Annotated in this window: 19 protein-coding genes and 2 pseudogenes; 16 read left to right on the forward strand and 5 right to left on the reverse strand. The window is 66.1% G+C overall.

Translation table 11 applies throughout. The annotated features are described in order from the left end of the window. Window positions 1-32 precede the first annotated feature (32 nt). From MNAB215_RS15190 to MNAB215_RS15200, 3 genes and pseudogenes are all read left to right on the forward strand, one after another. On the forward strand, window positions 33-491 hold the full coding sequence (locus MNAB215_RS15190) for a MaoC family dehydratase (RefSeq protein WP_077079578.1): 459 nt from the start codon (window positions 33-35) through the stop codon (window positions 489-491). Next, entirely contained in the window at window positions 488-1681 is a 1194-nt protein-coding gene (locus MNAB215_RS15195; RefSeq protein ID WP_077079579.1) for a thiolase family protein, read from the forward strand. The genes MNAB215_RS15190 and MNAB215_RS15195 overlap by 4 nt, the downstream gene beginning before the upstream one ends. 4 nt (window positions 1682-1685) lie before the next feature. After that, window positions 1686-3244, forward strand: a pseudogene (locus MNAB215_RS15200) (class I adenylate-forming enzyme family protein). Between the two features lie 10 nt (window positions 3245-3254). On the opposite strand, the gene MNAB215_RS15205 reads toward MNAB215_RS15200, so the two are convergent. Together MNAB215_RS15205 and MNAB215_RS15210 are read right to left on the reverse strand one after the other, a co-directional pair. Beyond that, window positions 3255-4553 (reverse strand): TetR/AcrR family transcriptional regulator, encoded by a 1299-nt coding sequence (locus MNAB215_RS15205; RefSeq protein ID WP_077079580.1) that lies wholly within the window; start codon window positions 4551-4553, stop codon window positions 3255-3257. Window positions 4554-4582: 29 nt separating this feature from the next. Beyond that, complete coding sequence (locus MNAB215_RS15210) at window positions 4583-4897, reverse strand: acyl-CoA synthetase (protein WP_077079581.1); 315 nt, start codon at window positions 4895-4897, stop codon at window positions 4583-4585. A 121-nt stretch (window positions 4898-5018) separates the two neighbouring features. Here MNAB215_RS15210 and MNAB215_RS15215 point away from each other — a divergent pair, with 121 nt between their 5' ends. Further along, window positions 5019-6218, forward strand: coding sequence for an amidohydrolase family protein (locus MNAB215_RS15215; protein WP_077079582.1), 1200 nt, complete (start codon window positions 5019-5021; stop codon window positions 6216-6218). Here MNAB215_RS15215 and MNAB215_RS15220 read toward each other — a convergent pair. Continuing rightward, window positions 6215-7369, reverse strand: a complete 1155-nt coding sequence (locus tag MNAB215_RS15220; protein WP_077079583.1) for an acyl-CoA dehydrogenase family protein — start codon at window positions 7367-7369, stop codon at window positions 6215-6217. The two genes, MNAB215_RS15215 and MNAB215_RS15220, sit on opposite strands and share 4 nt — an antisense overlap. A gap of 393 nt (window positions 7370-7762) precedes the next feature. On the opposite strand from MNAB215_RS15220, the gene MNAB215_RS15225 reads away from it, so the two are divergent. The 3 genes from MNAB215_RS15225 (at window position 7763) to MNAB215_RS15235 (ending at window position 11533) form a co-directional block, all read left to right on the forward strand. After that, entirely contained in the window at window positions 7763-7957 is a 195-nt protein-coding gene (locus MNAB215_RS15225) for a ferredoxin (RefSeq protein ID WP_077079584.1), read from the forward strand. A 76-nt stretch (window positions 7958-8033) separates the two neighbouring features. Beyond that, window positions 8034-10313 (forward strand): acyl-CoA dehydrogenase family protein, encoded by a 2280-nt coding sequence (locus MNAB215_RS15230; RefSeq protein WP_077079585.1) that lies wholly within the window; start codon window positions 8034-8036, stop codon window positions 10311-10313. Between the two features lie 29 nt (window positions 10314-10342). Then, a complete protein-coding gene (locus MNAB215_RS15235) occupies window positions 10343-11533 on the forward strand; it encodes an acyl-CoA dehydrogenase family protein (protein ID WP_077079586.1) in 1191 nt (396 codons plus the stop codon). Window positions 11534-11536: 3 nt separating this feature from the next. Here the strand turns inward: MNAB215_RS15235 and MNAB215_RS15240 are convergent, their stop codons facing one another. After that, a complete protein-coding gene (locus tag MNAB215_RS15240) occupies window positions 11537-12544 on the reverse strand; it encodes an acyl-CoA dehydrogenase family protein (RefSeq protein ID WP_077079587.1) in 1008 nt (335 codons plus the stop codon). Between the two features lie 94 nt (window positions 12545-12638). Between MNAB215_RS15240 and MNAB215_RS15245 the strand changes: the two genes are divergently transcribed. From MNAB215_RS15245 to MNAB215_RS30250, 8 genes and pseudogenes are all read left to right on the forward strand, one after another. Beyond that, a complete protein-coding gene (locus MNAB215_RS15245) occupies window positions 12639-14156 on the forward strand; it encodes a class I adenylate-forming enzyme family protein (RefSeq protein WP_077079588.1) in 1518 nt (505 codons plus the stop codon). Window positions 14157-14236: 80 nt separating this feature from the next. Then, window positions 14237-15088 (forward strand): mycofactocin-coupled SDR family oxidoreductase, encoded by an 852-nt coding sequence (locus tag MNAB215_RS15250; RefSeq protein ID WP_077082036.1) that lies wholly within the window; start codon window positions 14237-14239, stop codon window positions 15086-15088. A gap of 9 nt (window positions 15089-15097) precedes the next feature. Beyond that, complete coding sequence (locus MNAB215_RS15255; protein WP_077079589.1) at window positions 15098-16393, forward strand: FAS1-like dehydratase domain-containing protein; 1296 nt, start codon at window positions 15098-15100, stop codon at window positions 16391-16393. 9 nt (window positions 16394-16402) lie between these two features. Beyond that, window positions 16403-17545 carry an acyl-CoA dehydrogenase family protein gene (locus MNAB215_RS15260; protein ID WP_077079590.1) on the forward strand — a complete coding sequence of 381 codons (1143 nt, stop codon included), beginning with the start codon at window positions 16403-16405 and terminating at the stop codon, window positions 17543-17545. A 10-nt stretch (window positions 17546-17555) separates the two neighbouring features. Continuing rightward, window positions 17556-18311, forward strand: coding sequence for an enoyl-CoA hydratase (locus tag MNAB215_RS15265; protein ID WP_077082037.1), 756 nt, complete (start codon window positions 17556-17558; stop codon window positions 18309-18311). 46 nt (window positions 18312-18357) lie between these two features. After that, on the forward strand, window positions 18358-19161 hold the full coding sequence (locus MNAB215_RS15270) for an alpha/beta fold hydrolase (RefSeq protein ID WP_083746318.1): 804 nt from the start codon (window positions 18358-18360) through the stop codon (window positions 19159-19161). A gap of 11 nt (window positions 19162-19172) precedes the next feature. Next, window positions 19173-20249 (forward strand): annotated as a pseudogene (locus MNAB215_RS15275) (class I adenylate-forming enzyme family protein); the annotation flags it as partial. 290 nt (window positions 20250-20539) lie between these two features. After that, on the forward strand, window positions 20540-20770 hold the full coding sequence (locus tag MNAB215_RS30250) for a hypothetical protein (RefSeq protein ID WP_245830445.1): 231 nt from the start codon (window positions 20540-20542) through the stop codon (window positions 20768-20770). Between the two features lie 97 nt (window positions 20771-20867). On the opposite strand, the gene MNAB215_RS15280 is transcribed toward MNAB215_RS30250, so the two are convergent. Then, entirely contained in the window at window positions 20868-21506 is a 639-nt protein-coding gene (locus MNAB215_RS15280) for an NAD(P)-dependent oxidoreductase (RefSeq protein ID WP_077079592.1), read from the reverse strand. Window positions 21507-21680: 174 nt separating this feature from the next. Here MNAB215_RS15280 and MNAB215_RS15285 point away from each other — a divergent pair, with 174 nt between their 5' ends. Further along, a complete protein-coding gene (locus MNAB215_RS15285; protein WP_077079593.1) occupies window positions 21681-22910 on the forward strand; it encodes a CaiB/BaiF CoA transferase family protein in 1230 nt (409 codons plus the stop codon). The last annotated feature ends 46 nt before the right edge of the window (window positions 22911-22956 follow it).

The raw sequence follows: 22956 nt of genomic DNA on the forward strand, positions 1-22956 counted from the left end.
ATATCCGGTCAGGGTGACGTTGGGAGCAGCCCGTGAAGGTGATCAAGTCCGTGGACGATGCGCTCGCAACGATCGGGGAGGAACTCGGCGTCAGCCGGTGGGTAGACATCGACCAGAGTCGGATCGACGCTTTCGCCGACGTCACGATGGATCACCAGTGGATCCACGTCGACGTCGAGAAGGCTAAGGCCGAAAGCCCTTACGGCGCAACGATCGCGCACGGCTTCCTCACGCTCTCCCTCATCCCCGGCGTCAGCAAGGACAACTACCGCGTCGAGAACGCCAAGATGGGCATCAACTACGGCCTGAACAAGGTGCGGTTTCTGTCCGCGGTCACCGCGGGCAGCCGCATCCGGGTCCGGTCAGAACTCGCCGACGCCGCCAAGGTCGCCGACGACACTGTGAACCTCACGGTTCGCCACACCGTCGAGATCGACGGCGTCGACAAACCCGCCGCGGTCGCCGAACTGATCGCTAGGTTCGTCTGGTGACTGGCGGTCCGTTCGACGGGAAGGCCGTCCTCACCGGGGCGGGCAAGTCCCAAGTCGGCCGACGGCTGGGCCGAACGGGACTGGACCTCACACTCGAGGCGGTGCAGCGGGCGATCGCCGACGCCGGGCTGAGCATCGACGACGTCGACGGGATCGCCAGCTACCCGGGGCCGGGTGTGCCTGACGCGGGATTCTCCGGCGCCACCGTCCAGGAGGTCCGCAACGCACTCGGACTGCGTTCCCGCTGGTACATCTCGGCGATGGAGACCGCGGGGCAGATCGGCCCGGCGATCGAGGCGTGCATGGCGGTCAGTCTCGGGCTGGCCAACCACGTCGTGGTCTACCGGTCGGTATGGGAATCCACCGCCGCGCAGCAGGCCGGCGGCGGTCGGGCCTCGGTCCTCTTCGGCGGCGGCGCGCTGCCCCCGCACCTGGAGTGGACGGCGCCCTTTGGCGCATTGTCTGCGGCGAACTGGCTGGCGATGCCCGCCCAGCGCTACATGCACGACTGCGGCCTGACCCGCGAGCACCTCGGCCGCATCGCGATCAACGCCCGCACCAACGCCGGACTCAATCCCGACGCGATCTATCGCGAACCGATGACGATGGACGACTATCTCGGCGCGCGGATGATCTCCGAGCCGCTGTGCCTCTACGACTGCGACGTGCCCTGCGACGGCGCCACCGCCGTGATCGTGTCCCGCCGCGACGCCGCCAACGGCCTGCCGCGGCACCCACTTACGGTGGAGTCCGTCGGGCCCGGCATGTTCGAGCGGGCGACCTGGGATCAGCGCCGCGACATCACCACGATGGCCGCCCACGATTCGGCCGCCACGCTGTGGGAGCACACCACGCTGACTCCCGCCGACGTCGACATGGCCCAGCTCTATGACGGCTTCTCCTTCTTGACTGTGATGTGGCTGGAAGCGATGGGCTTCTGCGAGCACGGCAAGGTCGGCGAATTCGTTGACGACGGTTCGCGTATCGCTCTGGACGGTTCGCTGCCGATCAACACCAGCGGCGGGCAACTCTCCGGCGGTCGACTGCACGGCATGGGCTTCCTGCACGAGGCATGTGTGCAGTTGTGGGGCGAGGGCGGCGATCGGCAGGCACCCCGCACTCCCGAGGTGGTGGCCGTCGGTGTGGGCGGTGGACCGGTGGCCGGGTCGATGCTGGTGAGCAGCCGGTAAATCGATGGCCGCGGTCGACGAAATGACGCTCGGTGACATCGTCACCGACAACGCGGTGCGCTTTCCCGACGTCATCGCCTACCGGCACGGCCACCGCACCGTCACCCACGCTCAATTACGGTACCGGGCAGTCCAATTGGTGTCGGCGATGGCCGCAGCCGGGGTGAAGCACCAAGACCCCATCGCGGTGTTGAGCCGCAACAGCATCGAGTTCGGCGAGCTGAATGCGGCCACCCAACTCAGCGGAATCATCATGGCCACCGTCAACTTCCGGCTCTCGCCATCGGAGATGGACGATGCGCTGCGCCGGGTCACCCCGTCGATCGTGTTCTGCGCCGACGAGTTCATGCCGCTGATCGCGGATCTCGTAGCGGGCATGCCGTCGGAGGCGATGCTGGTGGCCATCGGCGGCCAGGCCCCGCCGGGGATCACCGGCTACGAGCGATTCATCGAAGGAGGCCCCAGCGGCGTGCCCGAGTACGCAGCCCGGCCAGACGACATCGCGTACCTGCTGTTCACCAGCGGCACGACCGGCGCGTCCAAATGCTGCATTCTCGGACAGCGGGAAATGCGCCGCGTCGTATTCACGATGAACAACGAGATGCGTTGCGGCAGTGCTGATCTTGGGCTGATCAACATGCCGATGTTCCACTTCGGTGCGCTTGCGATCGTCGGGGGACTGCATACGCGGGGCGCAACCGTGGTGCTGCAGCAGCAGTTCGACGCGGCCGATGCGGTGCGGCTGATCGCCGACGAGCGGATCACAGTGCTGCACCTGGCGCCCGTCATGCTCAGGGAACTGCTTGATGAGGCGAGTGATCGCTTGGCGGTGGAATCGGTTCGCACCGTGGTCTATTCGGCCGCGCCGATGACCACGGCCATCCTGCGGCGGGCGCGCTTGCCGTGCTGCCGGACGCGGGTTTCCTCAACCTTTACGGGCAGACGGAAGTCATTGTCTCTGGACTGCCCCGAGAACTGCACATCCTCGACGAACCCAACGCCGCCGAGCGGCTGAGCTCGGTTGGCTTCCCATTTTCCGACACACGGGTACGTGTGGTCGATGCGGACGGCGGCGTCCTGCCCGTGGGGCAGGCCGGTGAGATCGTCGTGCAGTCCGAGTCGATGTTCCGCGGCTACTGGCAGGACGAGGCGGCAACGCAGGCGACGCTGCGGGACGGGTGGTGTCGCACCGGCGACATGGGTCGACTGGACGAGCGCGGGCTGCTCTATCTGATGGACCGGAAGAAGGACGTGATCATCAGCGGCGGGGAGAACATTTATTCGCCCGAGGTCGAGGATGCGGTCAGCGCGGTTGACGGAGTAGCCGCCTGCGCTGTCGTCGGGGTGCCCGATGATAGATGGGGCGAGGCGGTCTGCGCCGTCGTGGTGGCGCGCAGCGGTGCGTCGCCGACGCTGGAGACGGTGCAAGAGGGCGTCCGGCGACGGCTCGCGCGCTACAAAGTGCCTCGTCGATTGGTGCTGGTCACTGATCTGCCCGTACTGGCCAGCGGCAAGGTGGACAAGAAGCGACTGCGCGCCGATCTGCAGGCGGCTGGCGGCTGAGCTCCCATGCTCACTCCGTGCGCAGGAGCGACCGGCGCAACAATTTGACCATCAACGCTGCGGCCCGCTCGTCGCTGTCCGACGCGCTTGCCCCCGTCGGCTCGGACATCCGGCCCAGGACCGCCACGAACACCGCGCCTGCCACGCCGGCGTCGATGCCGGCCGGCAGGTCGACAGTGGACAGGAGCGCGGCAACCGCTTGGAAAATCGCGCCAATGCCGTGGTCGACATCGGCGTCGGAGAGCTGTTCTGCGACCGTGCCGTCGAACCACGCCCGGATCACGCCGCGGTAGGTCCGATGGAATCGAACGTAGCCAAGCATCCACTCGTTCAGCGAATCCGCGGCCATGGCCGGCAGGGCGGCGGCGTGCTCCTCGATCTCGGCGACCGCCCGGCGGGTCAGTTCGGCCAGGATCTTGTCCTTGGTGCTGAAGTACCGGTACAGGGTCGCGCGGCTGACCTCGGCGGCGGCGGCGATCTCCTCCATGCCGACGGCGTAGTAGCCGCTTTCGGCGAACAACGCCGAGCTGACCGACAAGACGTCCTGCGGAATCGGCGAGCCCGACACCTTAGTGGCCGGTGTCGCCGCGGCACTGTCGAGGGCGCGGGGCGGGGTTCGCGCGCACCCGTTTGTGACCTGCGGTGCAACTGCCTGCAGCACGCCGGCCGGGGTCTCGGGAAACAGCATCAGCTGAAGCGCAACGGTCAACGACCACGTCACGGTCGCGCGAGCGGGCAACGGAAGCATCGCCCGGTACCGGTAGAGATGAACCATGTGGGGGATCCGACCCAGTGCTGCGGCCGCATCGTCGGCTTCCAGATCCCGCAGGCGCGTCCTCCGCAGCCGATCGGTGACCGTCTGATGGAACTGGTCGGCGGCCGAGCTGGCATCGATGACGGCCAACCCGGTGGCCGTGCCGATGCCAGGGAATTCGGCGAACACTGCAGCGTGGGCGTCGTAGATGTCCGCCCATTCGACTAGCCAGCGGTGCAGCGCGTTCATCCCGTCGACCGTCGGGCCGAGTCCACTGAGGTGTTCGCTGTGTTCGAGCACATCGCGCTCGGCCAATGCACTCAATTCGCGGAAGATCTCCTCTTTACCCGCGAAGTATTGATAGACGGTGGCACGCGAGGCGCGGGCCGCCTTGGCGATGGCGTCAAGCGAGGTGGCGTGGAATCCGTTGGCCAGGAACACCTCTGCGGCGCGCCCGAGTATCCGGTCGCGGGTGTGCAGTCCGCGGCGCCCTACGCCGGCATTGGCCGCGGGGGCATAGCCGGGACGCCGCAGCTTGTCGGGAGTGCGGGCCATGGGAGAAGTATCCCGCGCCGACTCCGTCGTCATCGGGCCGCCGGCGCTCCGGGCAGGTTGCGCTTGGCCTTGCCGGGATAGCCGAAGAACTTCTCGAAGTTGGCGTCGTTGATGGGCTGCGCGCTGTTGCGGGCAGCGGCCGACCGTAGCGCATCGAGGCGGGCCTGAGCTTTTTCGAGCTCCTCGACCGGCCCGGATTGCGTTAGTCGTTGCATCTCCCGCGCGGCCGCGGCGATCTCGATGCGAAGTCGTTCACCTGCTTCGCCGAAGGTCAACAGGTCGTGGTCGTCTTCATCGACCTTGTCCCGGCCTGCGTCGTCGGCGGGTCGGTCCGTGGATTCCATGTCGCGCCTCTCAACTGCTAGACGAATGTGGCGTGCGTCATATAGTCTGTGAGACGAACCGTCAGAAAACAAGACGGTACGTCAGAAAGTTACGACAGCTCGCCAGATGCAAAGGAGCATCATGCCGCTTCAGGATGACCACCAGATCGTGTCCGTTGACGACCACTTGGTCGAGCACCCGCGGGTGTGGCAGGACCGGTTGCCGCAGAAGTACCTCGAACAGGGCCCGCGCATCGTCGAGGAAAACGGCATGCATCTGTGGCACTACGACGGGCAGGTCTTCCCGACCATCGGTCTGAATGCGGTCGCGGGCAAACCGCCGGAGGAGTGGGGCTTGGATCCTGTCCGCTACGAGGACATGATTCCGGGCTGCTACGATCCGGTCGCGCGTGTCGCCGACATGGACCTCGACGGTGTGCAGTCGGCGTTGTGCTTCCCGTCGTTCCCGGGATTCGGCGGCGGAACGTTCCATCGCGCGGAAGACAAAGACCTCGCCCTGCTGTGCGTCAAGGCATGGAACGACTTCTACATCGATGAGTGGTGTGCCACTGCGCCCGAGCGCTACATCCCGCTGGCGATTCTGCCGACCTGGGACATCGATGCTTGCATCGCGGAGGCCCAACGGGTGGCGGCCAAGGGCGCCAGAACGATCTCGTTTCCGGATAGTCCTGTGCCGCTGGGTCTTCCGTCGTTTCACTCAGACCACTGGGACGGGCTGTGGCAAGTCTGCACCGACACCAAGATGCCGGTCTCGCTGCACTTCGGCTCCGGCGCCTATGTACCGGGCTTCTCGTTCTCCTCGGTCAAGCCGATCGCGGGTCAGCTCACCGTGCCCGACGCGCCCTTTGCCGTGGCGACGGCGCTGTTCTCGACCAACCTGATGTGGACCACTGTCGATCTGCTGTTTTCAGGCAAGCTCCAACAGTTCCCCGAACTGCAGATTTCACTGGCCGAAGGCGGCATCGGCTGGGTGCCCTACATCCTCGAGCGGACCGACTACGTCTGGGAGCGGCACCGTTACTACCAGAACATCGACTTCGACACCCGTCCGTCGGATTTGTTCCGCAAGCACTTCTGGGGCTGCTTCATCGACGACGAGCACGGCCTGAAGAACCGGCACAGCATCGGAATCGACCGGATCATGCTCGAGATCGACTTCCCGCACAGCGACTCCAACTGGCCGAACTCGCGTAAGCGGGCCGTCGAGGTGCTCGCCGGTGTGCCTGACGACGAATGTTCGCTGATCGTCGAGGAGAACGCCCGCCGGATGCTCCACTTCCCGCGGGTGAGCGCGGGCGATCGGCAACTTGCCGGCGTCTAAAGCCCACCCCGCGAGACCAACTGCGCGGCAATGACACTGCGTTGTATCTCGTTCGTTCCTTCGCCGACGATCATGAGTGGGGCGTCGCGGAAGTAGCGCTCGACATCGTATTCGGTGGAATAGCCGTAGCCGCCGTGGATTCGGACGGCGTTGAGCGCGATTTCCATTGCTACCTCCGACGCGAACAGCTTCGCCATCCCGGCCTCCATGTCGCAACGTTCGCCGCTGTCGTACTTCTCTGCGGCGTAGCGGGTCAGTTGGCGTGCCGCAGTCAGTTTGGTGGCCATGTCGGCCAGGTAGTTGCCCACTGATTGGTGCTTCCAGATCGGCTGGCCGAAGCTCTCCCGCTCTTGCGCGTATTGCAGCGCGTCTTCAAGCGCTGCGCTCGCCACGCCCAGCGCACGCGATGCCACCTGAATACGGCCCGTTTCAAGGCCTTTCATCATCTGCGCGAATCCTCTGCCCGGCTCGTCTCCGAGGATCGCCGAGGCCGGCACGCGGCAGTCGTCGAATGACAGCTCGCAACTCTCCACGCCCTTGTAGCCCAGCTTGGGGAGGTCGCGCGAGACGGTGAGGCCCTGACCGTGTTCGACTAAGACGATCGAAATGCCCTTATGGCGTGGCACGGCTTGTGGATCGGTCTTGCACAGCAGTGCGATGAGGCCGGACCTGCGGGCGTTGCTGATCCAGGTCTTCGCGCCGTTGATCACCAGCTGGTTACCCTCGGCTCGTGCGGTGGTTGTCATCGCCTGCAGGTCCGAACCGCCACCTGGTTCGGTGAGCGCCATCGTGGCCCGCATCTCCCCGCTCGCCATGCGCGGGAGATACTTTTGTCGCTGTTCGTTGTTGCCGTACAACGAGATCAGCTTTGCGACCACGGTGTGCCCGCCCATCGCGCCGGCCAGGCTCATCCAGCCGCGGGCCAGTTCCTCGGTCACTTCTACGTAGCAGGGCATCGACACCGGCGAACCGCCGTATTCATCTGGCACGGCAAGCCCGAAGATCCCGATGCGCTTCATCTGCTCGATCCACGCTTCCGGGTACGCGTTTGCGTGCTCGACTTCGCGGACCGTGGGCTTGACGTCGCGGTCGATGAAGGTTCGTACCGTATCGACCAGCATGGTCTCTTCGTCGTTGAGCGCGAATGTCATCGCGGTGCTGCGCGATACCCGAGCGCAGATTCGGTGGTTCTCATTTCCCAGACCTCCCGATGCGTGGCCGACGCGCAGAGCAATGCGCAGTGCACCACCCAAGGCGCCGTCGCGATCTTCCGTCGCCGGCGCACGATGCCTTTCTTAGTACCGGATATAACTGTCAGAATCAAGTCAACATCTAAGTGTCAGATAGCCTAATAGGTGCATTAAAAAGGGAAGATCTACGCGACGTAGTTAGCGACACTAGTGTCAGAAATCCCGTGGACGGCGCCTGCGGTCCGGTGTGGCGAGGACGCATCGCGGCCGCGGGTCGAAATAGTTAAAGCTTTAGTTTTATGCTGTCAAACTGGATGAGACCGTGCGCCCGGACGGTCGATCGGAGGAGGTCATATGAAGGTTCGGCTCGAGCAGTCGAAGTGCGTAGGCCACGCCCAGTGCTACGCCGTCGACCCGGAGTTGTTCCCGATCGACGACTCCGGCTACTCCACCCTCGAGGAGCACGAGGTGCGGCCAGAAGACGAGCAGCTCACCCGGGACGGGGTGGCCGCATGCCCCGAACTCGCCCTGATTCTCGAAGGCAGCTGACAGGCGTGCTTGCCAAGCGGCGGTAGCAACCGGCACACTGCAGACATAGTTAACCAAGTTGACTTTGTGGAGTGTCATGCAGACAGCTGATTGGCGTCCCCGGCTCGAGTCGCTACTCGCCGACTTCCGCCGTCGCCAGGACGACGTCGTTCGGTCGGGCGCCAAACCCGACCGCATCGAGGTGGCCCGCGCGTGGCACGCCGAACTCGTCGACCACCAGTTGGCTGCGCCCGGGTGGCCGCGCGAGGTCGGCGGACTCGACCTGTCGCTGGCCGATCAGCTGGACTACTACCGGATGACCACGGATGCGGGTGCGCCGCCGCATCCGTGTCCGCTGTCGTTCATTCTCGCCCCCACGCTCATCGCGCACGGCACTCAACAGCAGAAGGATCGATTCTTGAGACCGTTGCTGCGCGCGGATGAGTTCTGGTGCCAAGGTTTTTCCGAGCCTGGGGCGGGCAGTGACCTGTCGTCGCTGTCTACCCGCGCCGTCCGCGACGGCGACGTGTATCGGGTGACGGGTCAGAAGGTGTGGACCACGATGGCCGACCGCGCCGACTGGATGTTCGCGCTGGTGCGGACGAGCTCCGGTGCGAAACCATCCGACGGCATCACCTACCTGCTGATCCCGATGAAAAGCCCGGGGATCACCGTGCGTCCACTGCGCGACATCAGCGGCGCGGCGCACTTCGCCGAGGTCTTCCTCGACGACGTCGCGGTGCCCGTCGAGAATGTGGTCGGCGATGAGGGCGCGGGCTGGTCGATCATGCGCACGTCGCTGGGCCATGAGCGGGCCACCGCTTTTCTGGCCGACGAATTCAAGTACCGGCGCACGGTCGACCGAGTGATCGATCTTGTCGTCTCACAAGGGCTCGACAACGACCTGCTGGTCCGCCAGGACGTCGCTCGGCTGGAATCCGGGGTTCGCACCATCGCCGCCAACAGCGCCCGCGCACTGGCCGCGGTGTTGCGCGGCGAGGATCCCGGCGGTGTGGCATCGGTGAACCGATTGGTGAAATCGGAATTCGAGCAGCACATGCATGCGCTTGCCCTGCGCGCGGCCGGTCCCTACGCGGCGCTGGGCAGCCGCGCACCCGATGCCGTGGACAAGGGGCGCTGGACGTTCGGCTATCTGATGAGCCGGGCGACCACGATCGGCGCGGGAACCGCGGAGATCCAACGCAATACGATCGCCGAGAGCGTGCTCGGGCTGCCGTCGCACCGGGGCGAGGGCACCCGGATAGCCGCTGTCACGCCCGGCGCCCCGCTCGCCGTGCCCGAGGAGGATGAACGCGAGCTGCGCGAGGTGCTGGCCGCGACGCTTCGGGCCAAGGTGGACGTGTCGGCACTGCTCGACCGCAAGCGTCCTGTCGATGCGGCCGAGCCCGAAGTGTGGTCGGCGCTGGTCGAATTCGGCCTACCGGGCCTTGCCGTCGACGAATCCCTGGGCGGCGCCGGCGCCCGACCGCGGCTGCTTTATGCCGCTATCGAGGAAGCTGCGAAGGCATTGGCTCCTGCGCCGCTCGTTCCGACGGTGATCGCGCTCGACGTCGCGTTGCATTGTGGCGCAAAGACTTTGGTCCAGCGAATCACGGGCGGCGCGGCGGCCGCGTTCGCCGTACCCGTGAACGACGGCGGCTGGGTGACCACCGGCCCTGGGCTGCCCGAGTGGGACGGGGCGGGTCTTCTCGGTGTGGTCCCCATCGTGGCGGGAGCACCACACGCCGAGGTGCTGCTGGTATTGGCTCGCGTCGCAGGCGGAGCCGGCGAGGTATTAGTGGCCGTCGACGCGTCCGCCGACGGCGTTGAGGTGACGGCCCATCAGCCGCTCGACATCACCGGCACCATCGGCGCGGTGACTTTCAGCGGGGCGGCGGGGGAGGTGCTGGCCGACGGAACCGATGTGCCCTCGGTGCTACGCAACGCGTACGGCCAAGCGGTGCTGGCGGTGGCTGCGGACTCGATCGGTGTGGGCTCGCGCGCGCTGGCGATGTCCGTTCAGTGGGCAGGCGAACGCCATCAGTTCGGCCGCGCCATCGGCAGCTTTCAGGCCGTCTCGCATCGGTGCGCGGACATGCTGGTCGCGCTGGAGGGTGCCCGCAGCCAGGTGCTCGCCGCGGCCGAGGGCGACATCGAGGAGTCGGGCTACCTGGCGGATCTGGCCGCCGCGGCCGCGCTGGATGCCGGTGTAACCGCCACCGAGGGGGCGCTGCAGATCCACGGCGGCATCGGCTTCACCTGGGAGTACCCGATCCACTTGCTGCTCCGTCGCGCGAAGGCCAACGCCGTGTTGGTCGGCCGCGCCGACGCGCTGCGCGACCGTGCTGCCGGCGAGCTGTTGGCGCTGAGCCGCTAACACGTCAGATCGAACAGGAAGACGGCAACGTGGAATACGGAATGGGTCCCGAATTGGAGGCCTTCCGCGCCGAGGTACGGGCCTTCATTGCGAAGCATGCACCGCCCATACCTCCGCGGGCGGGTGTGCGCAGCGCCGAGAACGAAGCCGAGCTCAAGGCGCTTCAGGACTGGACGGCGCGCCTGTTCGAAGCCGGCTACGTCGGCGCCGACTGGCCCGTGGAGTTCGGCGGCCGCGATGACCGCTCCGCTGAACACGCCATCGTGGTGGGCGAGGAGCTGGCCCGGGCCGCGGTGCCAGGCGTGCCGAGCGGCAACGCGCTGGCATCGCATGCGCTGATCCACTACGGCACCGACGATCAGCGCCACAGGCACCTGCCCGAGATCCGCGCGGGTCGACAGCTGTGGTGCCAATTGTTCAGCGAGCCCGGTGCAGGAAGTGACCTGGCGTCGCTGCGCACCCGCGCTGTGCTCGATGGTGATACTTACACCGTCAACGGGCAGAAAGTGTGGACCACCGACGGACACTGGGCCGACTACGGATATCTGTTGGCGCGCACCGATTCCGACGCCCCCAAGCACAAGGGCATCAGTGCTTTCATCCTTGACATGTCCAGCCCGGGCATCACTGTCCGCCCGCTGCGCGAGCTGACCGGCACCTCGGACTTCAACGAGGTCTTCTTCGATTCCGTCGAGGTGCCTGCCGAGGCCATCATCGGCGAACCAGGGCAGGGCTGGGCGATCGCGAACGCCACGTTGGGGCATGAACGCACCAGCGTGGGCGCCGCGGTTGTCAAGCTGAGGCTGGCCATTGACGGACTGGTCACACTCGCCTCGCACGTCGCCGTCGATGGTCGCCCCGCGATCGACAACGATCGGATCCGTGATCGGATCGGCGAGTTCAGCGCCGAGGTGGAGGCGCTGTCTGCGCTGACGTACGCCAACCTCACCCGTTGGCTGCGTGGCACCGAGCGCATGCACGACGGCGCGATGGCCAAGCTGATGTTCAGCGAGCTGAACCTGGAGATGGCGCGTTTCGCCGTCGAACTCGGCGGCGAGGCAGGCGTTTTGGTGGAGGGCGACCCGGACGTCCTCGACGGCGGTCGCTGGCAGGACGAGTGGCTGTACGCCCGGGCCTACACCATCGCCGGTGGCAGTTCGGAGATCATGCGCAACCTGATCGCCGAGCGGGGCCTGGCGCTGCCGCGGGATCGGCGCTGAATGTCAGGCCGTGAGCAGCGCCGCGCGGTGTTCGGCGACGCTCCCGTTGAAGGCCTCGTCGACCTTGATCCGGCGCAGGAACAGATGCAGATCGTGCTCCCAGGTGAATCCGATGCCGCCGTGCACCTGCAGCGCCGTTCCGGCCACCTTGGCGGCAGCGGACTTCGTGTACGCCGCCGCCGCGGACGCGGCCCGGGACCGTGCAGCGGCCGGCGCGGTGTCCAGAGCGAGAGCCGCGGCCCACAGACTGGCTCGGCCGGCCTCCACCGCGACGGCCATGTCGGCGCAGTGATGCTTGACGGCCTGGAACGAGCCGATCGGCGCGCCGAACTGCTCGCGCTGCTTGGCGTACGACACCGTCATGTCGAGCAGCTGGGCCGCCGCGCCCAACGCATCGAACGCCCGGTGCACCGCCAAAGCATCGCGCAGCAGTGCCAGCGTGCCGGCAGGCAACTGCGTCCAGCCGGCGATCGTCGCGTCGAGGTCCAGTCGTGCCCACGAACGGCTCAGGTCGAGCGTCGACATGCCCGACAGCGTCGGGGCATTCAGGACCACCAGGTACTCGCCGTCGTCCACTTGGCCTGCCACCGCGATGGAGTCCATATCGGCGGCCATCGGCACCGGACGAGTGACACCAGCCAGCCGCAGCGCATCGCCATCGAATCTGGCGTCGGGACCAAGCGCCAATCCGGTCAGTTCGCCGTCTTCGGCGGGCGAGTCGACGTGATCGAGCAGCCAGGCCGCGATGTTCAGATCCGCGACCGGGAGCGAGCTCATCGCGTATCCGTGCTCCTCGGTGACGACGGCGAGATCCACATGGGTGCCGCCTATTTCGGGAGTGAGCAACTCCAGAAGACCCGATTCCGCCGCATGGGCGACTGCCGCAGGATCGACGGTGACCGCAGCCGAGTCCAGCGAGCCGCGGACCCTGGCGATGGGGTCGTTTTTGGCGAGCCAGGCCCGCTCCGCCGCGGCGAGTTGATCCTGTTCGTCCGTCAAGCCGAAGTCCATCGCAAACGCCTCTCACAAAGTTGACCTAGTAAACCATGTCCACTAGTTTCAGGAGAACGGCTATCCGCCGCGGAAGTCGATCCGGAAAGTCACGATGACGAGCATTCACGATGCGCTGGGACGGCTCTGGGACGCCAACGACGGCGACCGCATGTTGGAGTGCGACGGACGCTGGGCGTCCTGGGGTTCCGTTCGGTCACTCATCGAGCGGATCGACCGGGAACTGACCGCCGCCGGGTGTGCGACGGGTGGCCGAGTCGCTGTCGTGCTGTCCAATCGAATGGAGTCCGTCGCGGCGCTCATCGCAATCTTCCGGGGCGGACGCACGTTGGTGACCATCAGCCCGCTGCAGCCGCCGGACCGGCTGAGCGACGACCTTGCGGCGTCCGCCGCCCCCTTCGTCCTTGCGCCCGCCGCGTTGTGGTCCGACGAGGTATTCAACCGCGCCGTCGCCGATCTCGGGGCGACCGGCTGGAGGCTCGACGACGGCGAACTCGACCTACAGGTACGGGGCCTGACCGAAGCGGTCAGTGGCGATCCAGCGGTAGCCATCGAGATGCTGACGTCGGGCACGACGGGTGCCCCGAAGCGCATCCCGCTGACCCGCGCGCAGCTCGAGGCCTCCCTGGCTGCGGCGTTGCGGCACAACGATCGCCCAGACGTCAGAACCAAGCCGCCGCTGACCGGAACGGTCGGCCTGGTGACGTTGCCGATCGTGCACATCGGCGGGCTGTGGGCGTTGCTGCAGTCGCTGGTCGCGGCCCGTCCGATCGCGATGCTCGATCGATTCACTCTGCAGGGCTGGCACGCCGCGGTGAAACAGTACCGGCCCGCGGTCGCAGGACTGCCCCCGGCGGCCATGCGATCGGTGCTCGACTCCGATATTCCGCGGGAGGATTTGGCGAGCATCCGCGCGATCAATGCGGGTACCGGCCCCGTCGACCCCGCGCTGGTCGATGCGTTCTTCGAGCGGTACGGCATTCCGATCCTCGTCGTCTACGGTGCGACCGAGTTCTCCGGCGCCGTGGCCGGATGGACGGTCAAGGACTTCCACGCGCAGTGGGTTGACAAGAGGGGCAGCGTCGGACGTGCGTTTCCCGGAGTGCGATTGCAGATCGTCGGCGAGGACGGTGCGGTCCTCGGCGTCAACGAGAGCGGCAGGTTGCAGGTCGCCACGCTGCAGGCCGGCGGCGCCGGAGACTGGATCACGACCAGCGACCTCGCGCATCTCGACGCTGATGGCTTCCTCTACATCGACGGCCGCGCGGACGATGTGATCGTGCGCGGTGGCTTCAAGGTGTCCCCGGAGACGGTCGTCCGCGCGCTGCGTGCGCACCCGGCGGTGGCAGATGCCGCCGTCGCACCCATGCCGGATCAGCGTTTGGGTCAGATTCCCATTGCCGCAGTCGAATTGATGCCCGGGGCGGCCACCGATGGCGAGGCGCTCCGGGAACATTGCCGGACCACGCTGACGCCCTACGAGGTGCCCGCCCGCGTCTTCGTCGTCGACGCGCTTCCCCGCGGGGCAGCGCTCAAGGTCGACCGGCGGCGTCTGATCGCAATGCTCGAGGACCTTGGCGTGCCGACCGTTCAACCGGCCGCCGCAGGCTGAAACTCCGTAAATGCCAATGCAATCGGAAGGAGACATCATGGCTGAAGCCGTGACTGAGGCGTATGGAAGGCATGTTGAGCATGGGTCGCGTTGAGGACAAAGTCGTTCTAATCACCGGAGGCGCCCGCGGTCAGGGCCGCAGCCACGCCGTCAAGCTGGCCGAGGAGGGTGCTGACGTCATCCTCTTCGACATCTGTCACGACATCGAGACCAACGAGTACGCGCTGGCGACATCGCGTGATCTCGAAGAAGCCGGTCTGGAGGTCGAGAAGACGGGCCGCAAGGCATACACCGCTGAGGTCGACGTCCGGGACCGGGCGGCGGTGAGCCGCGAACTTGCCAACGCGGTAGCCGAATTCGGCAAACTCGACGTGGTGGTCGCCAATGCCGGCATCTGTCCGCTGGGCGCCAATCTGCCGGTTCAGGCCTTCGCCGATGCCTTCGACGTCGACTTCGTCGGCGTCGTCAACACCGTCCACGCCGCCCTGCCGTATCTGACGTCCGGCGCGTCGATCATCACCACCGGGTCGGTCGGCGGGCTGATCGCCGGATTGCTACCCCCGGGTGCGGGCGGGCCGCAGGGCCCCGGCGGAGCCGGTTACAACTACGCCAAACAGTTGGTGGACTCCTACACACTCCGGCTCGCGGCGCAGCTGGCACCGCAGTCGATCCGTGCCAACGTCATTCATCCGACAAATGTGAACACCCCGATGCTCAACAGCGAGCCGATGTACCGACAATTCCGACCGGACCTCGAGGCGCCGGCCCGCGACGACGCACTGCTGGCGTTCCCCGCCATGCAGGCGATGCCCATTCCTTACGTCGAGGCTTCGGACATCTCGAACGCGGTCTGTTTCCTGGCCTCGGACGAGTCCCGGTACGTGACGGGCCTGCAGTTCAAGGTCGACGCCGGCGCCATGCTGAAATTCTAGGAGGACCGAATGACCACCACCGAGAAGCAAGGCGCCGACGCTGCCGCCGAAGAGGGCCGCATCACCGACGAGGACATCGAACGTGCCACGTTGCAAATCGGAATTCCCGTTCATCAGCGCGACGAAGCATGGCACAAGCTGCCGTCTGCCGACGCCATCACGCACTTCGCGTTCGGCTGCGGTGACGACAACCCGCTGTTCCACGATGCGACGTACGGACCGTCGACGCGCTGGCACGGACAGATCGCGTCGCCGACCTTCCCGATCACGACGGGCCTGGATCAGACCCCGAAGTTCACCGATCCGGAGCGAAAGAAGTTGTTCCGCGGGCTGTTTCGCGGTACCGGCAAGTACTACTCGGGGGTGAAGTGGACGTGGTACCGCCCGATCTACGCCGGCAGGCCGGTGTTGGCGGAGAACTACACGTTGGACGTTCAGGTAAAGGAGAGCGAATTCTCCGGTGGGCGTTCGGTGAAGGAAACCTACCGCTACCTCTACGTCGACATCGACGGCAACCCGATCGCGACCCGTGACGAGTCGTACATCAACGCCGAGCGTCAGGGCTCGAAGAAGTCGGGGAAGCTCAAGGACATTCAGCGCAAGCACTGGACTCCCGAAGAGTTCGCCCAGGTCGAGGAGGAGTACGAGGCAGAACGGCGGCGAGGCGCTGATCCGCAATGGTGGGAGGACGTCTCGGTCGGCGACGAGCTTCCGGGAATCATCAAGGGCCCGTTGACCGTCGTGGACATCATCTCCATGCACATGGGGTGGGGCTGGGGTGGCTACGGTGTGGGGCCGCTGAAGTTCGCCCACCAGTTGCGCAAGCGGATGCCCGCCTTCTACCAGCCGGATGACTATGGTGTCCCCGACGTCGTGCAACGACTGCACTGGGACGCCGGACGCGCTCAGGCACTGGGTATTCCGGCGCCGTACGACTACGGCCAGATGCGCGCGGCGTGGGTGAGCCACCTGCTTACCAACTGGATCGGTGACGACGGCTGGCTGGCCGAGATGGACCTTCAGCTGCGCGGTTTCAACTACCACGGAGACGTGCACCGGTGCACCGGTAGAGTCACCGCGAAGGGTGACGGGCCCGAAGACCCGGTGTCGTTGGACGTTTTCGCCACCAGCCAGCGGGATGAGACCACCACGCGGGGCACCGCCAAGGTGTTGCTGCCGGCGAAGACTACCGGTGCTGTGGTGCTGCCGATCCCGGATGCCGATCTGCGGAAGCGCGGGGCGCAGGTCGTCTCGCGGGTTTCCGGCAAGGTCGGCGAAGAGATGCGACGACTGTATGGAGAGTGAGGCCACCACATGAAGAGACTGGTTCTGGAGCCGGAGCACGAGGCGTTCCGCGAGACGGTCCGGCAGTTCATCGATCGCGAGCTCGCGCCCAACGCCGAGCGGTGGGAGAGCGACCGTCTCGTCGACCGCTCGGCGTTCGTCGCCGCCGGTAAGTACGGCCTGATCGGGTTCAACATGCCGGAGCAATATGGCGGTGGCGGCGTCGACGACTTCCGGTTCAACGCGGTGATCGACGAGGAGATCGCCCGCTACGGGGGGCCGGCGCCGTCGCTGAGCCTGCAGAATGACGTTGTGGGGCCGTACTTTTCGTCGTTGGCCAACGACGAACAGAAGCAGCGCTGGCTGCCGGGCATCATCAGCGGCGAACTAATCGTTGCGGTCGCGATGACCGAGCCCGGCGCGGGCAGCGACCTGGCCGGTATCCGCACCTCGGCCGTCCGCGACGGCGACGACTGGATCATTAACGGCACCAAGACTTTCATCTCTTCTGGCATCAATTGCGATTTGGTCGTGGTGGTGTGCCGCAGCGACCCCGAGGCCGGACACAAGGGGTTCACGTTGCTCGTCGTCGAGGCGGGCATGGTGGGGTTCAGCCGCGGCCGCAAGCTCGACAAGATGGGGTTGCATTACCAGGACACAGCAGAATTGGCCTTCGAGAACGTGCGGGTGCCGTCGGCGAACCTCCTGGGTAAAGAGGGACGGGGCTTCTACCACCTGATGCACAACCTCCCGTCGGAACGGTTGTCCATCGCCATCTCAGCCATCGCGGGTGCCCGCGAGACATGGCGGCAGACGTTGCAATATGCCAAGGACCGCAAGGCGTTTGGCCAGTCGATCGGCAGCTTCCAGCACAACCGATTCCTGTTGGCCGAGATGGACACCGAACTCGAGATCGGCGAGCAGTACATCGACAGGTGCCTGCAGGCGGTCGTGGACGGGGAACTGACCGCGGTCGAGGCGTCGAAAGCCAAGTGGTGGTGCACCGAGACCGCCAAAAAGGTGATCGATGGCTGCGTGCAGTTGCACGGCGGCTATGGCTACATGACGGAATACCGGGTTGCGCGCGACTATATGGACAACCGCATCATGACGATCTTCGGTGGCACCACCGAGATCATGAAGGACATCATCGGACGCGACCTCGGCCTATGATTCCGTTGTGGTGAACGGCGTCTCGGTCGAGCACGACGGCGTGGTGCTGCGGATTCGGCTGGACCGGCCGGAGAAGCTGAACGCCGTCGATACCCCCATGCTCGACGAGTTGTCGGCCCGCATCCGCGGCGCTGAGACGGACGAGGCAGTCCGCGCGGTGCTGCTCAGCGCCGCCGGGCGAGGCTTCTGTTCCGGCGGCGACCTCACCGGCGGTGACACGGCCGGCGCCGCTGATGCCGCAAACCGGGTGGTCCGGGCGATTACCTCGCTACCCAAGCCCGTCGTCGCGGGGGTACACGGTGGGGCGGTCGGATTCGGCTGTGCGCTGGCGCTTTCCTGCGATCTGGTGGTCGCCGCGTCATCGGCGTACTTTCAGTTGGCCTTCACTCGGGTCGGGCTGATGCCGGACGGTGGTGCGTCCGCGCTGCTGCCAGGGCTGATTGGGCGGGCGCGCACGGCGCGCATGGCGATGACGGCCGAAAGAGTCTCCGCGGCAACGGCGTTCGAGTGGGGCATGATCTCGTATCTCACCGGCGAGGACGATTATCAGTCTGTGCTGGCCGACGTGCTGCGGTCGGTCTACGGCGGTCCGACGTTGGCGTTCGGCTGGACCAAGCGCGCGCTGGCCGCCGCGACCCTAACCGAGCTCGAGCCGGTACAAGCGATCGAGGCCGAGGGTCAACTGGCGTTGATCGACACCGCTGACTTCCGTGAAGGCGCGCGTGCCTTTCGGGAACGACGCACCCCGGATTTTCGTGGGCACTGATTAAAGGAGAGGCGTAGTGACAACCTCGACGGTACGAGTAGACGGCCTGGACATCGAATACACCGACACGGGACAAGGACCCACCGTCCTGTTCGTGCACGGCGTCTACGTGACCGGGGCCCTGTGGAACGACGTCGTGGCCGAACTCGGTGATGGGTTTCGCTGCATCGCGCCAACCTGGCCGCTGGGCGCGCACAGCACACCCACCAACGGCGCCGACCTGGGCGCCGAGGCGGCCGCTCGGCGCATCGTCCATTTCATGGAGGCCCTCGATCTGACCGATGTCACCGTGGTGGCCAACGACACCGGTGGCGGCCTGGTCCTGGCGTCGCTGGGTGATCCAGCTCTGGACACCTCCCGGATCGCCCGGCTGGTACTCACCAATTGCGATAGCTACGAACACTTTCCGCCCGGCTCGTTCGCTCAGATCGTCAAGCTGTGCCGACTTAGCTCGGCAGTGGGCGGAGGAATCGTGCGCCTGTTGGCCACCGGACCGGGGCAGGCCTTCTTCCTCAAGGCCGTATCCAAGCACCCCCCGACCCCGGAGCGGCAGCGCGAGATCTTCGGAGCCTTCGCCACCAGCGGAGCGGCCCGCCGCGATGCCGTTGCGGTGACCGCCTCACTGGATCCGGCCCTGACATTGCGCGCCGCGCCGGCGATCGAGGCGTTCGACCGACCCGTCACGTTGACGTGGGGCATCGAGGATCAGCTGTTCCCCCTCGACCACGCCCGCCGCCTACGCGATGCGTTCCCGCATGCCACGTTGATCGAAATCCCCGACAGCTCGACCTTCGTGATGATCGATGCGCCAGGCAAACTCGCCGAGGCGATCCGCAACCGGGCCGAGTAGCTAGAGCCCCGATGTCCTTCGACTACGTCGCGTTGCGCAGCGTTTGGTATCGGGAGGGTTGGTTCTCGTCGCGGACGTGCATCGACGCGTTCGAAGCCGGTGCGCGCGATCGCGGTTCGACCTCGGTCGACTTCGCTTCCGCGGCCTCGGTGCTCAGCGTGACAGTCGCCGATCTCCACGACGCTGCGGTGACGTTCGCGGCCGGTCTTCAGCGGCTCGGCGTCCGCCCGGGGGACGTCGTGGCGGTGCAGCTGACCAACCGGGTGGAATGTGCGATCGCGTATCAGGCCGTGCTATTGAGTGGCGCCGTATTGGTGCCGATCGTGCACATCTATGGGCAGGGCGAGGTCGAGTTCATCGTCAGGCAATGCGGGGCTTCGGTGCTGATCACCGCAACGGAATCCATTGCAGTGGCGTTAGGTTCAGCTGTGCGTCACGTCGTGCTGGTGGGCGCCGAGTCCGGAGCCGGTTGGTTGGTGTGGTCGGACGTGCAGTCCGAGGGGTATGTGCGGCCCGACGTCAGCTCCGACGACGTGTGCCTGTTGATGTACACGTCGGGCACCACCTCGGTGCCCAAAGGCGTCCAGCACACGCACAACACCATGCTCGCCGAACAGGCGACGATGCCCGCGCTGATCGCCGGTGAACCCGATGACGTTTCGCTGGTCAGCTTTCCACCTGGCCACATCGCGGGGGTGGGAAGTATGTTGCGCGCGTTGATGTCGGGGTCACGGACGGTGTTCTTGGAGAAATGGGATCCGCGACGCGCGGTCGAGGTCATTCGCGACTTCCGGGTCACCTCGACCGCTGGTGTCCCGACTCATCTGCAGGGCATCCTCGAACTTGGTTGTACCAACGGTGAACTCGCCACGTTGCGGGAGTTCCTCGTCGGTGCGGCCCCCGTGACCGAGGAACTCGGTGAGCGAGCCGCCGCCGCGGGAATCGCGACGTTCCGCTCCTACGGCGCGACTGAGCACCCGACTGTCAGCGGGGTGCACACGGACGAGCCGCGGTGGGCCCGGCTGCGCACGGACGGTAGGCCTATGCCAGGTTCGGTGGTGCGCATCCTTGCTGCTGATGGTTCAGAGGCGCCCACGGACACCGATGGTGAGGTGGTGGTGCGCGGTCCGGAGCAATTCGTTGGCTACCGCGACGCGCAGCTCGACGACGAGGCCTTCACCGACGACGGGTGGTTCCGCACCGGGGATCTGGGCCGCCTGGACGCCGACGGCCGGCTGATCATCACGGACCGAATCAAGGACGTCATCATCCGGGGCGGCGAGACGATTTCCTCGGCTCAGGTCGAGGACGTACTGTCCGCGCATCGGTGTCCGAGTGTGCGGTGGTCGCGGCGCCCGACGCCCGGTACGGGGAGATCGTGGCGGCCGTGGTTGTGCTCAAACCCGATGAGCGACTTGACATCGACGCGCTACGAGGTCATTTCGCCGTCGCCGGCCTGGCGAAGCAGAAGGTGCCGGAAAGGCTGGTCGTCGTCGATGCCCTGCCCCGTACGTCGCTGGGCAAGGTACGCAAGGCCGAACTGCGTGCCCAGCACTTTTCCAGGGCGATGCCTGATGCGCCGCAGGGGCGCTCGCGGGAGCAAATGTGACAGGGTACTGGCATAGTTCACACGTTCGGCGGACGGGAGTTCTCACGTGGCAGGTCCGGTGAAGCTGGTCATCGGCGCGAGCGGCTTCCTCGGCTGGTCAGTTGCTAATCGCTGGCGCCGCTCGCGAGAACGTTTCGTCGGTCAGTTGGGCGACGAGGAAGGCGGCGATGTCGGCTCGCGACATCACGGATCCCACCTTGTCGCGGCCGAGAAAGCCAGCGCGCACAGTACCTTTCGGCCTCCCGCTGGTGGGTCGGGTGATCCGCGCGATGGTCCAGTCGAGATCGGACTGGGTGACCGCCGTTGTCATGCCCACCAATTCGTTCAGCGCGTTGGGAAACAGCAGTCCGGCAACGACCGGCAGGACCTTGGCTTTCAGGGTGGGGCTGTCGCGCTCATCGGGCACTGACGGAGTCGCCAGCCCGATGTAGCGTTCGACGTGTTCGGTCTGCATGGCGGCGACGATGTTCTGGGTGCCGTCGGTCACCGGAGTGCCCGTGGAACCGCGTCGCAGCAGGGGACCGAGCGCACTGATCACCGCATCCGAGCCGCGGACCGCCTGCTGGATCCGCGCCTCGTCGGACAGCTCACCGGTGACAGTCACCAGGTGTGGATCGCTGTGGCCCAGCTTGCCGGGATTGCGGACGTACGCGGTCACGTCGTGGTCGTCGGCCAGCAGGTCGCCGACGACCAGCCGACCGATCTGTCCGGTCGCGCCGAAGACGGTCACTTTCATGTCAGTGCCTTTGTCGAGCAAGTTGCCAGCGGAAGATTACATGTTGCTAGTAGACCTCGACATTGCTTACCTAGTAACCTATGTTGGCATTGAGCCGCTCTGGTATCGGCATCGGAGGGACTCTGCAGCGCAAGGGCGCCATGTCAGCGCGGCCACCAGGACAGAGGTGAGCGGATGCAGAAACCGATGACCGGTGTGCGTGTGCTCGAAGTCGCGCAATTCACCTTCGTGCCCTCGGCTGGTGCCGTGCTGGCCGACTGGGGCGCCGACGTCATCAAGATCGAGAACCCGGTCACCGGAGATGCGCAGCGGGGACTCGTCACCGTCGCCGGTCGCTCTGCCACCACGCCAGGAGTCTCGTTTTCGCCCACGATCGAGGCCCCCAACCGCGGCAAGCGCAGCGTCGGACTCTCCCTGGCGTTGAAGCAGACTCGGCCGGTGTTCGAGGAACTCGTCCGGCGCAGCGACGTCTTCCTGACCAACTTCTTGCCTCAGGCGCGGGCGAAACTACGGATCGACCTGGATGAGGTACGGCGTATCAATCCGTCGATCGTCTACGTCGCGGGCAGCGGTTTCGGGGGCGAAGGGCCCGATCGCGAGACGGGCGCACACGACGCGACGGCGTTCTGGGCGCGCGCCGGCAACGCCGACGGGGTCACGCCGACGGAATCCGAGGTGCCGACGGGGATGCCGGCGGGCGCGTTCGGCGACAACATAGGCGGCATCACCATCGCGGGTGCGGTGGCCGCCGCTCTCTTCGGCAGGCAGACGACTGGGCAGACTTCCGTCATCGACGTGTCGCTGCTGGCGGTCGGGGCGTGGGCCAACCAGTCCAGCGTCAACCTCGCCATGCTCTACGGCTGTCCGCTGCCGAAGATCGACCAGCGGACGCAGGCGCCTGGCAACCCACTCACCGGAGCGTACCGGTGCTCGGACGGCCGCTTCATTCAGCTTTCGATGCTTCAGCCCACTCGGCACTGGCCATCCGTCTGCCGACTCTTCGGACTCGAGGCAGCCGCCGCGGACGAGCGATTCGCCTCGCTCGAGTCGTTGGCGGCACACGCGGACGAGGTCACCGCGTTGCTCGCCGACGCCATCGCATCGCGAACCTTCGGCGATTGCACGCGGCTGCTGAGTCTGCTACGGGGCCAGTGGTCTCCGGTGCAGGACGCCTGGGAGGTCGCCCACGACGAGTCGTTGATCGCCAACGGTCGCATCGCCGACCTTCGGGACGCTCAGGGAAATGAGCAACGGCTGGTGGCGAACCCGGTGAAGTTCGACGAAGCCGCCGCCCACCTGACGCGTGCGCCACTGTTCGCTGAGCACACCGATGAGGTGCTGCGGGAACTCGGCATGAACGACCACGACTTGATCGAACTGAAGATCGAGGGCGCCATCACCTGAGCGTTGGTCAGCCCGACACGATCGACGGTGGTGGCGTGAATCCCGG

It is taken from the genome of Mycobacterium numidiamassiliense, from assembly GCF_900157365.1.
Classification (GTDB): domain Bacteria; phylum Actinomycetota; class Actinomycetes; order Mycobacteriales; family Mycobacteriaceae; genus Mycobacterium; species Mycobacterium numidiamassiliense.